The 12,471-nt window shown below is 58.6% G+C and carries 11 protein-coding genes and 1 tRNA gene; 6 read left to right on the top strand and 6 right to left on the bottom strand.

Annotation, left to right across the window (positions count from 1 at the left end):
- Positions 1 to 128 precede the first annotated feature (128 nt).
- Positions 129 to 977, bottom strand: a complete 849-nt coding sequence (locus tag ACWNRM_RS11295) for a Rossmann-fold NAD(P)-binding domain-containing protein (RefSeq protein ID WP_485170871.1) — start codon at positions 975 to 977, stop codon at positions 129 to 131.
- Between the two features lie 54 nt (positions 978 to 1,031).
- Between ACWNRM_RS11295 and ACWNRM_RS11290 the strand changes: the two genes are divergently transcribed.
- Entirely contained in the window at positions 1,032 to 1,940 is a 909-nt protein-coding gene (locus ACWNRM_RS11290) for a tetratricopeptide repeat protein (protein WP_485170870.1), read from the top strand.
- A gap of 85 nt (positions 1,941 to 2,025) precedes the next feature.
- Here the strand turns inward: ACWNRM_RS11290 and rbsK are convergent, their stop codons facing one another.
- On the bottom strand, positions 2,026 to 2,982 hold the full coding sequence (gene rbsK, locus ACWNRM_RS11285) for a ribokinase (RefSeq protein WP_485170869.1): 957 nt from the start codon (positions 2,980 to 2,982) through the stop codon (positions 2,026 to 2,028).
- 123 nt (positions 2,983 to 3,105) lie between these two features.
- On the opposite strand from rbsK, the gene ACWNRM_RS11280 reads away from it, so the two are divergent.
- The 4 genes from ACWNRM_RS11280 to ACWNRM_RS11265 all read left to right on the top strand — a co-directional run bounded on the left by ACWNRM_RS11280 (position 3,106) and on the right by ACWNRM_RS11265 (position 9,754).
- A complete protein-coding gene (locus ACWNRM_RS11280; protein WP_485170868.1) occupies positions 3,106 to 4,017 on the top strand; it encodes a glycosyltransferase family 9 protein in 912 nt (303 codons plus the stop codon).
- 39 nt (positions 4,018 to 4,056) lie between these two features.
- A complete protein-coding gene (gene thrS, locus ACWNRM_RS11275) occupies positions 4,057 to 5,991 on the top strand; it encodes a threonine--tRNA ligase (RefSeq protein ID WP_485170867.1) in 1,935 nt (644 codons plus the stop codon).
- A 196-nt stretch (positions 5,992 to 6,187) separates the two neighbouring features.
- Positions 6,188 to 6,709: a translation initiation factor IF-3 gene (gene infC / locus ACWNRM_RS11270; protein ID WP_485170866.1), complete on the top strand. Its 522-nt coding sequence runs from the start codon at positions 6,188 to 6,190 to the stop codon at positions 6,707 to 6,709.
- Positions 6,710 to 7,432: 723 nt separating this feature from the next.
- Positions 7,433 to 9,754, top strand: coding sequence for a beta strand repeat-containing protein (locus ACWNRM_RS11265; protein ID WP_485170865.1), 2,322 nt, complete (start codon positions 7,433 to 7,435; stop codon positions 9,752 to 9,754).
- Between the two features lie 213 nt (positions 9,755 to 9,967).
- Here ACWNRM_RS11265 and ACWNRM_RS11260 read toward each other — a convergent pair.
- From ACWNRM_RS11260 to ACWNRM_RS11245, 4 genes are all read right to left on the bottom strand, one after another.
- A tRNA-Ser gene (locus ACWNRM_RS11260) sits at positions 9,968 to 10,058 on the bottom strand.
- Positions 10,059 to 10,075: 17 nt separating this feature from the next.
- The gene (locus ACWNRM_RS11255; protein ID WP_485170864.1) at positions 10,076 to 10,774 is read right to left on the bottom strand and encodes a phosphoribosylanthranilate isomerase; all 699 of its coding nucleotides are present in this window, start codon (positions 10,772 to 10,774) and stop codon (positions 10,076 to 10,078) included.
- Positions 10,771 to 11,475, bottom strand: a complete 705-nt coding sequence (gene pyrF, locus ACWNRM_RS11250) for an orotidine-5'-phosphate decarboxylase (RefSeq protein ID WP_485170863.1) — start codon at positions 11,473 to 11,475, stop codon at positions 10,771 to 10,773. Before pyrF ends, ACWNRM_RS11255 begins: the two co-directional genes overlap by 4 nt.
- A 63-nt stretch (positions 11,476 to 11,538) precedes the next feature.
- Positions 11,539 to 11,883: a LapA family protein gene (locus tag ACWNRM_RS11245; protein ID WP_485170862.1), complete on the bottom strand. Its 345-nt coding sequence runs from the start codon at positions 11,881 to 11,883 to the stop codon at positions 11,539 to 11,541.
- A 178-nt stretch (positions 11,884 to 12,061) separates the two neighbouring features.
- Between ACWNRM_RS11245 and ACWNRM_RS11240 the strand changes: the two genes are divergently transcribed.
- The gene (locus ACWNRM_RS11240) at positions 12,062 to 12,352 is read left to right on the top strand and encodes a hypothetical protein (protein ID WP_485170861.1); all 291 of its coding nucleotides are present in this window, start codon (positions 12,062 to 12,064) and stop codon (positions 12,350 to 12,352) included.
- The last annotated feature ends 119 nt before the right edge of the window (positions 12,353 to 12,471 follow it).

The following is a 12,471-nucleotide window of genomic DNA, read 5'->3' as shown; positions in this document are numbered from 1 at the left end:
AATGTTTTTTTTGCTGAAAACATGTGTCTCAAAGCGCCACTCTCATCAATGCTCTCAGCCTCTTATCTCCGGGGGTGGTGTGTGTCAGAAGGCCTGCAGGGCGTATCACGCGCAGAGCCTTTTGCCATTCAGGGTGTTTCAGAGGCGTAAATGGCAGCCAGTCCTTCGCGATAGCTGGGGTAAAGCCAGGACCGCCTAAGATGTTGCTGTGTCAGTCTGCTCTGAACCACGCGCCTTTCTGACCAGAAGCTGCGGGCCATCGGGCTCAGCTCTGCCCAGGCGGCCTCAAGGCTTACTCTGGGGGGGAGGGGATGATGGCTGAGTCGTGCGGCTTCCTCGAACACATCGGCCTGGGGGCTGGGACAGTCATCGACAAAATTCAGGATGCGGGATGAGGCAGGAGAGGCCGTGGCCATTGCTGCAAGCGTGGCACCGGCAATATCGTCGCGGTGGATGCGGCTGAACAGGTGACCGGGTGCATCGACCAGCCTGGCCTTGCCTGAGCGCAGCGTGTCGAACGCCGAGCGCCCGGGGCCATAGATGCCGCCAAGCCGCATGATATCGCAGGCAATCTGGCGGTCGCGTGCAAGCGCCTGCCAGTCCTGCTCGGCCTGCACGCGGGCATGGCTGCGCGACTGACCGGGAGCGACGGGCGTGGTTTCATCAACGCTGCCACCCTGACGGTCGCCATAGACGCCGGTGGTTGAGTAATAGCCGATCCAGCACAGATGGGGCGCCTCGCGCAGCACGTCTTCATAGCGCAGCAGTGCCGGGTCGCCCGCCTCGGAAGGTGGCGCGCTGATCAGCACATGGGTGGCCTCATGCAGGGCCTCTCCGGCGGCATCGAAAGCGAGCAGAGCCGAGTCCGGCTCGGGCGCACGTTTCGTACCGGTCACCTGCCAGCCCTGGGCTTTGGCAGGCACGACAACGGCACTGGCAGAATAGCCCTGACCCAGAATAACGAGGTGAGGTGGCATGAAAGCTCCCATTCGCGCTTGACCGCTGGCGCGATGCCGCGCCAATCACAAGGTATGAAACACGCTTTTGGTGCCTTGGCGATAGGGAGTGGCCTTTGGGCAGGGGGGGCGTTGGCCTATTCCCCGCCGCAAACCCTTGCGCATTGCCTGGCACCGTTACCCGATACCCCTGATCTGGTGCAGGAAACGGCGCAGGACTGGCTGCATCATGGCGGGGGGCGCAGCGCCCATGAGTGTCTGGCGCAGGCTGATCTGGCACTTGGCGCGTATCGGGATGCCGCGACGGAGTTCGAGGGTCTGGCAGCGCCGGAGGCCCCCCCCGCCATGCAGGGTGGAAAAGGCCAGCAAGGGCATGGCGCGTCGGTGCCGGCAGGGCCTGCCTTGCCTTCGCATGCCGCTACCGCGCAGGACGGGCATGGTGGGGACACCGGTGAGCACGCCGTTTTTGCCGAGCAGGCGGCCGCAGCCTGGTTGCTGGCAGGGGACGGAAAAGCAGCGGAACGTGCGGCGCGGCAGGCATTGTCGCATGATCCCGGGTCCCTCGGCCTAAAGGTGCTTCTGGCCCGCAGCCTGTCGATGCAGGGGCATTTTGCAGAAACGATCGCGGCTCTCGGCGCCCTGCCGGGTGCGGGGCTGGCTGCGGCATCCGAAGCCCCGGCGGTGGCAACACAGGGTGCGGCGCCAGACCCCTATCTGGTCGGGGCTTTCGTGGTCCGCGCTACCGCCTATCGCTATCTTGGGCAGAGCGCGAAAGCGATGGCAGATACCAATCGGGCGCTGGCCCTGTCGCCCGATGACGTCGAGGCCCTGCTGGAGCGCGGGATTCTGAATGTGCGCCTGCGGCAATACGAGCGGGCGCGTCAGGACTGGGACCGTGTGATCACCCTCGCCCCGGACGGCCACGAAGCCTACCTGGCAAGACAGGACGAGGCCGTTCTCGACGCCGACCCCGATCAGGACTGACCTGGCGTCAGCCCGAGGTAAAAGCTCATAAATCAGGAGACGGACCGCGTGGTCCGTCGCCCCGGATCTTCGACCTGTATTTTGGTCAGGTAGCGGGTCTGTTCTCAACCATCGCTGTAACATCGTGCCAGTGCGGCGCTGCTTCGGCAGCGCCAAGCCGCGTGGTCGCGAGCGCACCGCAGGCTGCAGCAAAATGCACAGCTTCGTCGAACGGCTTGCCTAGCGTGAGGGCTGCGGCGAGACCGGCGTTGAAGCAATCGCCTGCTGCAACGGTGTCGATAGCCTTGACCGGATAAGGGGGGACAAAGCCTTCCCGATCACCGCTGAGATAATACACCCCTCTTGCCCCCATCTTGACCAGTGCATGGGTGGCACCGAGGGCCTGCAATTTGCGGGCAGCCCGCGCAGCATCTTCTTGCGTTTCAGGGTAGATGCCAGTCAGAAGGCGCGTTTCGGTTTCGTTGGGGGTGACGATATCGAGAGCGCGCCACAGGGCCTTAGGCAGGCCATCGACCGGGGCGGGGGCCGGGTCGACAATCACGAGCGTTCCTGCGCTTTTGGCGGTCTCGGCGATTTCGATTGTGAGGGCGAGAGGAATTTCGAGCTGAAGAAGCAGCACCGATGCTTGTTCGATCAGGGATCGATGGGCGGCGACATCACTGCCGTCGAGCGCCATATTGGCACCGCCTGCGACGGTAATGATGTTCTCGGCCTTTTCATCAACCGTGATCAGCGCAACGCCTGTCGGGTGAGCGGGGTCCTCTCGCAGGGCTTTGAGATCGACGCCAAAAGGGGTGAGAAGCTTGCGCGCCATGGCACCGAAATTATCGGTGCCGGTGCGGCCTGCCATGAAAACGTTCAGCCCGCAGCCCTGTCCGAGACGCGCTGCGGCAGCAGCCTGATTGGCCCCCTTGCCACCAAGCCCAATGGCGTAGCTTGCAGCATGGACCGTTTCGCCCGGATGGGGGATGCGCTCGGCGCGGGCGGTGATGTCGATATTGACGCTGCCGAAGGAAAGGATGTGGGAAGGATTGTCGGACATGGGGGGTTCCTGCACCGGATTCTGGTCCTGCTTGCGGGGCGACACGGGTCCGGGCATGGCCTGACGCCGGGAGAGCAGACAGATGGCGTATCATCGCAACGCGCCCTCGGCTAGGATGGTCTGATGTTTCGTATACTCGTGATCAAGCTCGGCGCGTTGGGTGATTTCGTGCAGGCCTTCGCCCCCTTTGCCGCCATCAGGGCGCACTGGCCCGAGGCAGAGATCACCCTGATGACCACCACGCCGTTTGCACCGCTGGCCAAGGCCAGCCCGTGGTTCGATCACGTGACCGTCGATGCGCGACCGCGCTGGTCGGACTTGCGCGGTGTGATGGCCCTGCGTCGCACCCTGCGCGGGCATGATCTGGTGATTGATCTGCAGACATCAGGGCGCAGCACCCGGTATCAGCGTCTGGCCGGGCAGAGACGCTGGTGCGGGATTGCACCGGATGGGGCATTTTTTCACGATAACCCCTATCGCGATGCCATGCACAGCGTGGCGCGACAGCGTGATCAGCTGGCGCGGCTGGGTGTGCCTGAATTGTCCGGCACGGATCTGGAGTGGCTGGGGCGTGGTGGGCCCGATCTGCCTGCCCCCTATGCGGTCATCGTGCCGGGGGCGGCCCCTCATCGACCCGCCAAACGTTGGCCGGCCCGCCATTATACGGCGCTGGCGCATGAATTGCTCGCATCGGGCCTGCATGTCGTCATGATCGGCGCAGCCAGCGAATCCGGTCTGGCCAAAACGATCAAGGCGCAGGTGCCCGCCATGCTCGACCTGACAGGACAGACCGATCTGCTGTCGCTGGGGGGAATATTTGCGCGCGCCGCTCTGGCGGTTGGTAATGATACAGGCCCGATGCATCTGGCGGCTGCGATGGGTTGCCGGTCTCTCGTTCTGTTTTCCGGTGAAAGTAACCCGCGTCTGACGGCGCCGGTCGGGCGTGCGCCAGGTCAGGTGCGTATTCTAGCCGTTGATGATCTGCGCGGGCTCGACGTTTCCAGGGTTGCGGCCTGCCTTAACTGGGGCCATTAGAACAGCTCAACTTATCTCTTACGCCAGGAGCGCATCTCCATGCCTGCCATTACCCTGCCCGATGGTTCCGTTCGCACGTTCGACGGTGCCACGACTGGCACGGCAGTCGCGGCTTCGATCGGTCCCGGTCTGGCGCGTGCTGCCGTTGCGATGAGCCTGAATGGCAAGCTGGTTGATCTGTCGACCACTATTGCCGAGGATTCAGAGCTGCGCTTCATCACGCGCAAGGACGATATTGTCCTGGAGATGATCCGCCATGATACCGCCCATGTGCTGGCCGAAGCCGTGCAGGCGCTCTGGCCCGGCACACAGGTGACGATTGGCCCCTCCATCAAGGACGGGTTCTATTACGATTTCTTCCGCAATCAGCCTTTCACGCCAGAGGATTTCGAGGCGATCGAGGCCAAGATGCGTGAGATCATCGCGGCCAATGCACCCTTCGAGCGTGAGGAATGGGATCGAGACGCGGCTATTGCCTTCTTCGAGGAGAAGGGCGAGCGCTTCAAGGCGGAACTGATCCGCGATCTGCCCGAGAGCGAGACCATCTCGATCTATCGTCAGGGGGCATGGCTCGATCTGTGCCGTGGTCCGCACATGCGCGGCACCGGCGATATCGGCACGGCGTTCAAGCTCATGAAGGTGGCAGGCGCCTATTGGCGCGGCGACCATCGTAACCCCATGCTGACGCGTATCTATGGCACGGCCTGGCGCGATCAGAAGGAACTCGACGCCTATCTGCACCAGCTGGAAGAGGCAGAGAAGCGCGACCATCGCCGTATCGGCCGTGAGATGGATCTGTTCCATATCCAGGAAGAGGCGGTGGGGCAGATTTTCTGGCACGCTAAGGGCTGGCGTCTGTACACCGTGCTTCAGGACTATATGCGTCGTATCCAGACGCGCTATGGCTATGAAGAAGTGCGTACACCCCAGCTTGTGGACCGTGCTCTGTGGGAAGCCTCGGGCCATTGGGACAAATATCGCGAGCACATGTTCATCGCGACGGTTGAGGATGAGGAAAAGACCCTCGCCCTCAAGCCCATGAACTGCCCCTGCCATGTGCAGATCTTCCGTCATGGGCTGCGCTCCTACCGCGAGCTGCCGTTGCGTATGGCGGAGTTTGGCGCATGTCATCGCTACGAGCCCTCGGGGGCCCTGCACGGCATCATGCGTGTCCGTGGCTTTACGCAGGACGATGCGCATATTTTCTGCACCGAGGAACAGATTGCGGCCGAGACGGCGACGTTCGTTGCGATGCTCGATGAGGTCTATCGTGATCTGGGCTTCGAGAATTTTCGTGTGAAGTTCTCCGACCGTCCTGACGCGCGTGCGGGTGACGACGCGACCTGGGACAAGTCGGAAAAGGCGCTCAAGGAAGCCTGTGCCCTGGCCGGTGTGACATTCGAGACCAACCCGGGCGAAGGCGCCTTCTATGGCCCGAAACTTGAATTCGTGTTGACGGATGCGATCGGTCGCGACTGGCAGTGCGGTACGTTGCAGGTTGATTTCATCCTTCCCGAGCGTCTGGATGCTTCCTATATCGGTGAGGACAGCGCGCGTCATCGCCCGGTGATGCTGCATCGTGCCATTCTCGGTAGCTTTGAGCGCTTCATCGGCATCCTGATCGAGCAGTTTGCCGGCAAGTTCCCGCTCTGGCTGGCCCCGACGCAAGTGGTGGTGGCGAGCATCGTGACGGATGCCGAGCCTTACGCGCAGGATGTGGCTGCAAGGCTACGCCGCGCCGGGCTTCAGGTTGAGGTGGACGGGCGCAACGAGAAGATCAACGCAAAGATCCGCGAACATTCGCTTGCCCGTGTTCCTGTCATTCTCGTCGTGGGGCGCCGCGAGGCGGAAGAAGGCAAGGTGGCCATGCGTCGTCTGGGCGGCGCAGCGCAGGAAATTCTAGGCCTTGAGGAAGTGGTCACACTTCTGGGCGAAGAAGCCAAGGCACCCGATATGCAACGTCTGCAGGGCTGAAACGCAGCATACAGGTGGGAAAACCTTGCAATCCCGGTGCTTCGTCACTATGTCGGGGCACCGGCCTTCACGCAAACAAGCCGTTAATTTCGTCACGCTAAGGTGATGAAATTTATGGCCGGGTTGCGCGTATTGAAGTGCCGACAAGCACAAGATCTGAAAACGTCGACAGGAGACGACCATAGCTAGACCACCGATGCAGGCCGCACCCACCCGTGAAGGGCCCCGAGTTAACGAGGAAATCCGTGTTCCTCAGGTGCGCTTGATTGACGCTGACGGCGAAATGGCTGGCGTCATGACAACGCGCGATGCTCTTGCTCGCGCTTATTCGGTCGGACTCGACCTTCTGGAAATCAGCCCGACGGCTGAGCCGCCGGTCGTCAAGATTCTTGACTACGGCAAGTTCAAATACGAACAGCAGAAGAAGAAGAACGAAGCGCGTAAAAAGCAGAAGGTCATCGAGATCAAGGAAGTCAAGGTGCGCCCCAGCACCAATGAAAATGACTACCAGGTGAAGCTGCGCGCCATGAACTCCTTCCTTGCCGAAGGCGATAAGGTCAAGGTTTCGCTGCGCTTCAAGGGGCGTGAAATGGCCCATCAGGAGCTTGGTATCAAGATGCTTGAGCGCATTCGCATCGAGATGGAAGACAAGGCCAAGGTCGAGCAGATGCCCAAGCTCGAGAATCGTCAGATGATCATGGTGCTTGCGCCGCGCTGAGATGCTTGCGTAGCGAGTCCTTGAAGAATACCAGAACCCCGGCTCAGGCCGGGGTTTTTTTTGGCCTGAGGCCGGGTCGGGTGCCTTGCCTATGCGCATGAAAGGCTGCATGCCATCGCCAGCAGTGTATTGCCTGAAATAGTGCCCTTTCCAGAGAGTCTTTGCGGGCGAGTGTCTGGCACAGCGCACGTTTCTGGTGAGCTACCCGGGTGGGTGGATAGGGCGTAGGCCAATGATCTCGGGTCCCTGGTTAGCTAACGAACCCATAGTAAAGATTCAAAACGTAACATAATTATTTTACGTTCGTACCGGGGCAGGCCGACTCATACCGCAAGACTATTGATAGTCGATAACGAATGGTGCGGAGGCGCTTAACGGAATTTGACATCGATAACATGCCAATATGTTGGGAATACAGATTGCTTCATTTTTTCTAGATTGGCGCCATCGATCTGGATCTATAAACATAAAAAGTAATCCAAAAATTACAACTAAATTCCAAGTGTCGTTCTTCTATCGCGATGTATATTAAGCTCACAATTCGGTGAGAAATTTGCCTTGGAATTAAGACAATTTAAATGATCGCAGTGCAGACTGTAAGGGATACAGGGCGTGCACTCTATTTAACGAAAAGAAAGGGTATGATTTACGATGGGGACTAGTAATTCTGGAACCAATGCCAATATTTACACTGACCCTAGTGTAAGTGGTCCCAATCTGCCGATGAACACTCAGCAAGTCGTTAATGGGCAGATCATTTACAATAAGAGCCTTTCCGAGCTCGATGGCGGCCAGTCACCTGACTGGGCAATCATCCAGTGGAACCAGGCGACTGCCTTCAATCCTCTCAGCGGTGATGACTCCCGCGTATGGGATAGCAATTTCGGCTACTCTGTCGGTCACTGGACGCAGGGATCTGCCACGTCTGCTCAAGGCAAGACGAGCTACAACGTCTATAAAGATCCGGATAATGGTCATTACGTCTATCAGATGGCGGCTCAGGGTGGCCATCTGCTCGATGTACAGCTTGCTGCGGTGAAAGCAGTTGATGGACAGTATTCATTTAATCATCAGATCACGGCGTCTATGACGCAAGGTATAAGCAATTATTCCGGCACCACGGGCTCTTATCAGGCCGGTATCAACTTTACGATCAATTATCATGGCCCAAACATGAGCTTTGGTCTGTTCCTTCAGTTCGAGACAGTCGATTACAAGGGTGTGCCTCAGACCTATGTTGCGATCACGCCATCGCTTGGCGGCTCGATCTTCAACTTCACAGGCACGCAGGCTGACTATATCAACCCCACGCTCACCGCCAATAACAATGTCATGTATCAGACGACTGTCGATGTAAATCAGGGATTGATGGCGGCAATCAAATCGCTGGTTGGCGCCCGTCCCGATCTTGCCAGCGACCTTGAGAATTTGAGTAACTGGTATCTGAGCGGCTGCTACATTGGTGTCGAGACAATAGGTACAGGTCAGTCCACAGATGTAACTGGAAACTACAATGTAGAAGATCCGTTCATTACTTACGATACAAGCAAAAATGTCTCCTATGCGGACCGATCGACTTCGGCCAAGGTCGTATCGATCGTGCCAGAGGACGATGGATCAACAAAGACAGTCAGCGAGGTTTCCATGCCCAATCTTGTCGTCAATGGTGTCAACAATACTGTTTATGTGCCTTACACCTCCGGCGATACCGCTGGCACCATGGCCAAGTCTTATGCATCAAGCATCCAGACCTTGCTCGCAGCGGGCACGCTCGATAACAGCATTCTGTCGACTGGCTCGAACAACTATATATCGTCACAGAAGGCATCGCAGGCCATTGTGGATAGTGCGGGCACTTATGGCGTATCGGGTAACTATTCCAATATCGTTGTGGCTTCCACGGATACTGAAACGCTGAATGGCAGCACCACGCTCGACACGACGCAGAACTCAGCCAGCTATCTGAATATTGTCTCTGCCAACCAGTTTGGTTCGACCGTGAAGGTTGGCAACAATTCCGGCAGTTTTGCCGCCACTCAGGGCAATAACGTATTCAATGCCTCTGGCTCGAAGGGCAAGTGGAACATTGCGACGGGTGCCGGTAATGACACCATCTATGGCGCACAGGGAACCAACACCATAACCGGTGGTACGGGCAACAACCTGATCTATCTTGGCGGGTCAAACAATTTCGTCAATTCCATCGGGCAGGACACGATTTATGGTGCCGCAGGGGCCATTGATACCGTGTCATTGCAGGGGGGGAATTCGACGGCCGCGCTCAAGACCAATGCGGCTGTGATGGATTTTTCCAGCAAAAACAAAATTACCGTGGGTGATAACAGCACGGTCTATGGTGGTACCTCATCGGTGGTTAATGTGAGCGCGGGCTCTGCCACGGTCACGGGTACTCAGGGTGATACGATTTCGGCTGCCGGGAATTTGCAGGTTGTGCATGGCAGTGATCAATCGATCAGCGTGAGCGGTGCTCTCAATTTCATCTCTGGCACGGGCAACACAGCTATCTCCGCCGGTAGCGGCACGATCTTCGGCGCTGATGGCCTCACTGCGACGCTCAGTTCGACATCGCGTCTGCTGTTCACAGCCAATCAGCCCTATACCACTGGAACACAGACCATTGACGGTCGCAATGTGGCAGGAGGATTGTCGGCATGGACTGGCGCCGGTCAGCAAACCGTCATTGGAGGAACAGCGTCTGACCAGATCTATTTTGGCACGGCTTTTACAGGAACCTCTGACAGTTCGGCATCTGCTACGGTTACAGGAGGCTCGGGCGCGGGTAATCTTTTCGGTATGTTGAATAATCACACGGCAGGTAATTTCACGATTACCGATTTCCGCGCTGCGGATAACAAGTTTTTCCTCTATAATTACAAGCCATCCTCATCCACGGCTGTGGCGCAGAGCATTTTGAATACTGCAACAGTGTCGGGGGGTAATACTTCGGTCATGATTGACGGCAATGCCAAGATTACATTCATGGGCGTTACTGACCTCAAGACCAGCGATTTTACAATCAGCTGATCGACTACCGTCTTTTGTCCTCCTCCCTTCACCGCTTTGGAGGAGGACTCAGTTGGCGTTCGGACAGGGCGCTCGGGAAAGCAATCGATTCCTTTTGCGTGGCCGCATGCATGGTGGATACCGGGCCTGATGCTCGTGCGCCGTTTAAACCCGACAAATGACGCGTTGCTGCCTGAGGGTGCAGCGCACCTTTGTGAAATATCAAGGGGTTGGTGGCGGAGAGAGTGGGATTCGAACCCACGGTACGCTATTAACGTACACACGCTTTCCAAGCGTGCGCCTTAAGCCGCTCGGCCATCTCTCCAACGCGGGCGGACCATATCAGTTTTTATGGGGTGCGCAAGGGCTCCGATACGCGGCGCGAGCATTTTCAATGAAGTTTCGTATCAGTGTCGTCGATTTTTCTCCAGGTGCTGTCTCAACGCCGGATGAGACATCAACGAAAGCTGCGCCACTCTCTGCAATCGCCGGTCCGACATTGTCCGGCGTCAGGCCGCCGGCCAGCATCCACGGCAAGGGTGCTTGCCAGTCCCGCAGAACATTCCAGTCGAGCCGCAAGCCGTTCCCGCCAGGGTTTGCGGCAGAAGCAGGGGCGCGAGGCTCGATGACAAATCCGTCGAGATCGTCGCACGAGGGGAGGTCTGTGCGTGTGCTGACAGGGCACGAAAGCCAGACAGGTCGCCCGAATTTTTGACGTATGGCACGTGCCCGCTCCGGTGTGTCATAAATCTGGAGCACATCGAGAGTGCAGGTCGCCAGTGCTTCGGCAATGATCTCGTCGCTGGCCTTGACGAAGAGGCCAACGATCTGCGGCCCTGTTTCGGGCCGTTGCGCAATGAGAGATGCGGCCTGGGCCGGAGTGATATGGCGAGGGGACCGATCAAAAAACACGAGGCCGATCCAGTCCGCGCCAGCCTCGCAAGCGGCTTTGAGGGATCGCGCCTCCCTGATGCCACATATCTTGACCCCGACTGCGCCTTTTGCCTCAGGTGTTCCTCGTCGCGGCGGGAGGGGTTTCATGTCGAGGCCAGTTCGGCCTGAATAGCTGCCGCTGCGGCACCCGGATCGGGAGCCTGAGTGATGGGGCGACCGACTACAATCCAATCCGCGCCGGCCTGCGCGGCTTGTCGGGGCGTCATGATGCGTTTCTGGTCGTTGGCATCGGCTCCGGCAGGACGAATGCCAGGGACGACCAGAACGGGCGCGTCGCCTAGCGCATCACGCAGGGGGGAAATTTCTTCAGCCGAGCAGACAAGCCCGTCAGCTCCTGCGGTCATGGCCAGACGGCCAAGGCGCACAACCTGCTCGCGTGGCGTGGCCGGTACACCGCTCTCACGCAGTGCTGTCTCGTCGATGCTCGTCAGAACGGTCACGGCTAGCAGGGTCGGTCGATGGAGGGGGGGGTAGCCGGCATCGATCGCCTGTCTTGCTGCTGCGATCATGGCTGCGCCGCCGCTGGCATGGACGGTCAGGAGCGAGGCTCCGATCGGCGCAAGGCTGCTCAGGCCCTTTGCGACCGTATTGGGAATATCATGCAGCTTGAGATCGAGAAAAAGCGGGTTCCTTCCCGCGACCTCACGCAGGGCGGCAAAGCCCTGAGCATAAGTGAACTCCATACCGAGCTTGATGGCATCGACATGTCCGTCGAGCACCTTGGCCCACTGACGCGCCTGGTCCAGGCTTTGTGTGTCAAGGGCGGCGATCAGGCGGGTACGTTTCATGAAAACTGTCTCGACGAGGGTCTTGTAGAAGGAATGTGTGCGTGTGTCGGTTCGCTCGACAGATCAGGGAGCGGCTGAGCCTGTGACTGTTTGTGTTTCATAGGGAGCACGGCTCGGGTCGGTTGCGATTGTCAGGCGGTCGATACGCTGATGAAGGTCGAGCACCTGCGTTTCAAGGGCACGCACCTGCTGTTCGGCCTTGCGGGCTCGTGAGCGCTGCTTGATCTCGCCGATGAACATCACGAAACCACCAATGAGAAAGCTGGCAGCTCCCACACCCAGAACCAGCATGCCCACTGAGAACTGCCAGCCATAGGAAACGATCCATAAAGGCTGCGCATCGGGGTTGCTCAAAGCAAAAGTGATGAGAATGACAAGAAAAACGACGATAACGAGCAGGCGAACCATCACAAAGATCCCTTATTTCCGGGTTATCGGCGCAAGAATTTCGTGCCGCGCATTCATCGTATCGCCTTAGCCCGGGTTCCTGTCAGCGGCAAGGTTTGTTGCTTTTTCTTGACCTGGAGCCAAATGACATGGTGCCGTGGCGAGCCGCTCATGGTCCTGAGGGAGGCTTTGCACCATCATGTCTCAGCTTATCATGTTCCGCCCGCCCTTGCCGAACGCGGATCGGTTGTGGGCCGTCATGGCCTGGCAGGGGCGACGCAGTCGTATTGCCAGTGTGCATCCCACGCGTGAGGCTGCCCAGGCGGATTGTGAGTGGCGTAGTCGTCAGGTGCACGAATATCGGCAGTTCCTTGCAGCCGAGCAGAAAGCGCCGCTACGTTATGATGTCAGGCAGATCGGCCGGGCAGAGCTGCCCCGACGCTGGTCGCCTCTGCCTGCGCTGGGTTTTCTGCGCGGTGAAGTTTTTTGAGCAACGCCGTTCATTCTGAGCAGGGTGCCGAGGAAATGTCAGCCGGGGCAGGGCTGAAACGTTGAATGGACGGTCTGTTTTAAAACGTGACCAGCGCTTGAGTCTGGCAGGCTTCGTCT

The organism is Asaia sp. A2, from assembly GCF_057319415.1.
This window is presented reverse-complemented; position numbering and strand designations above follow the sequence as displayed.

What these genes read in the sequence shown, in the direction of transcription:
- rbsK (WP_485170869.1), bottom strand. Translation starts at nt 2,982, where the DNA reads ATGTCCGACAATCCTTCCCACATCCTTTCCTTCGGCAGCGTCAATATC.
- ACWNRM_RS11240 (WP_485170861.1), top strand. Translation starts at nt 12,062, where the DNA reads ATGTCTCAGCTTATCATGTTCCGCCCGCCCTTGCCGAACGCGGATCGG.
- thrS (WP_485170867.1), top strand. Translation starts at nt 4,057, where the DNA reads ATGCCTGCCATTACCCTGCCCGATGGTTCCGTTCGCACGTTCGACGGT.
- ACWNRM_RS11295 (WP_485170871.1), bottom strand. Translation starts at nt 977, where the DNA reads ATGCCACCTCACCTCGTTATTCTGGGTCAGGGCTATTCTGCCAGTGCC.
- ACWNRM_RS11280 (WP_485170868.1), top strand. Translation starts at nt 3,106, where the DNA reads ATGTTTCGTATACTCGTGATCAAGCTCGGCGCGTTGGGTGATTTCGTG.
- ACWNRM_RS11265 (WP_485170865.1), top strand. Translation starts at nt 7,433, where the DNA reads ATGAACACTCAGCAAGTCGTTAATGGGCAGATCATTTACAATAAGAGC.
- ACWNRM_RS11290 (WP_485170870.1), top strand. Translation starts at nt 1,032, where the DNA reads ATGAAACACGCTTTTGGTGCCTTGGCGATAGGGAGTGGCCTTTGGGCA.
- ACWNRM_RS11245 (WP_485170862.1), bottom strand. Translation starts at nt 11,883, where the DNA reads ATGGTTCGCCTGCTCGTTATCGTCGTTTTTCTTGTCATTCTCATCACT.
- infC (WP_485170866.1), top strand. Translation starts at nt 6,188, where the DNA reads ATGCAGGCCGCACCCACCCGTGAAGGGCCCCGAGTTAACGAGGAAATC.
- pyrF (WP_485170863.1), bottom strand. Translation starts at nt 11,475, where the DNA reads ATGAAACGTACCCGCCTGATCGCCGCCCTTGACACACAAAGCCTGGAC.
- ACWNRM_RS11255 (WP_485170864.1), bottom strand. Translation starts at nt 10,774, where the DNA reads ATGAAACCCCTCCCGCCGCGACGAGGAACACCTGAGGCAAAAGGCGCA.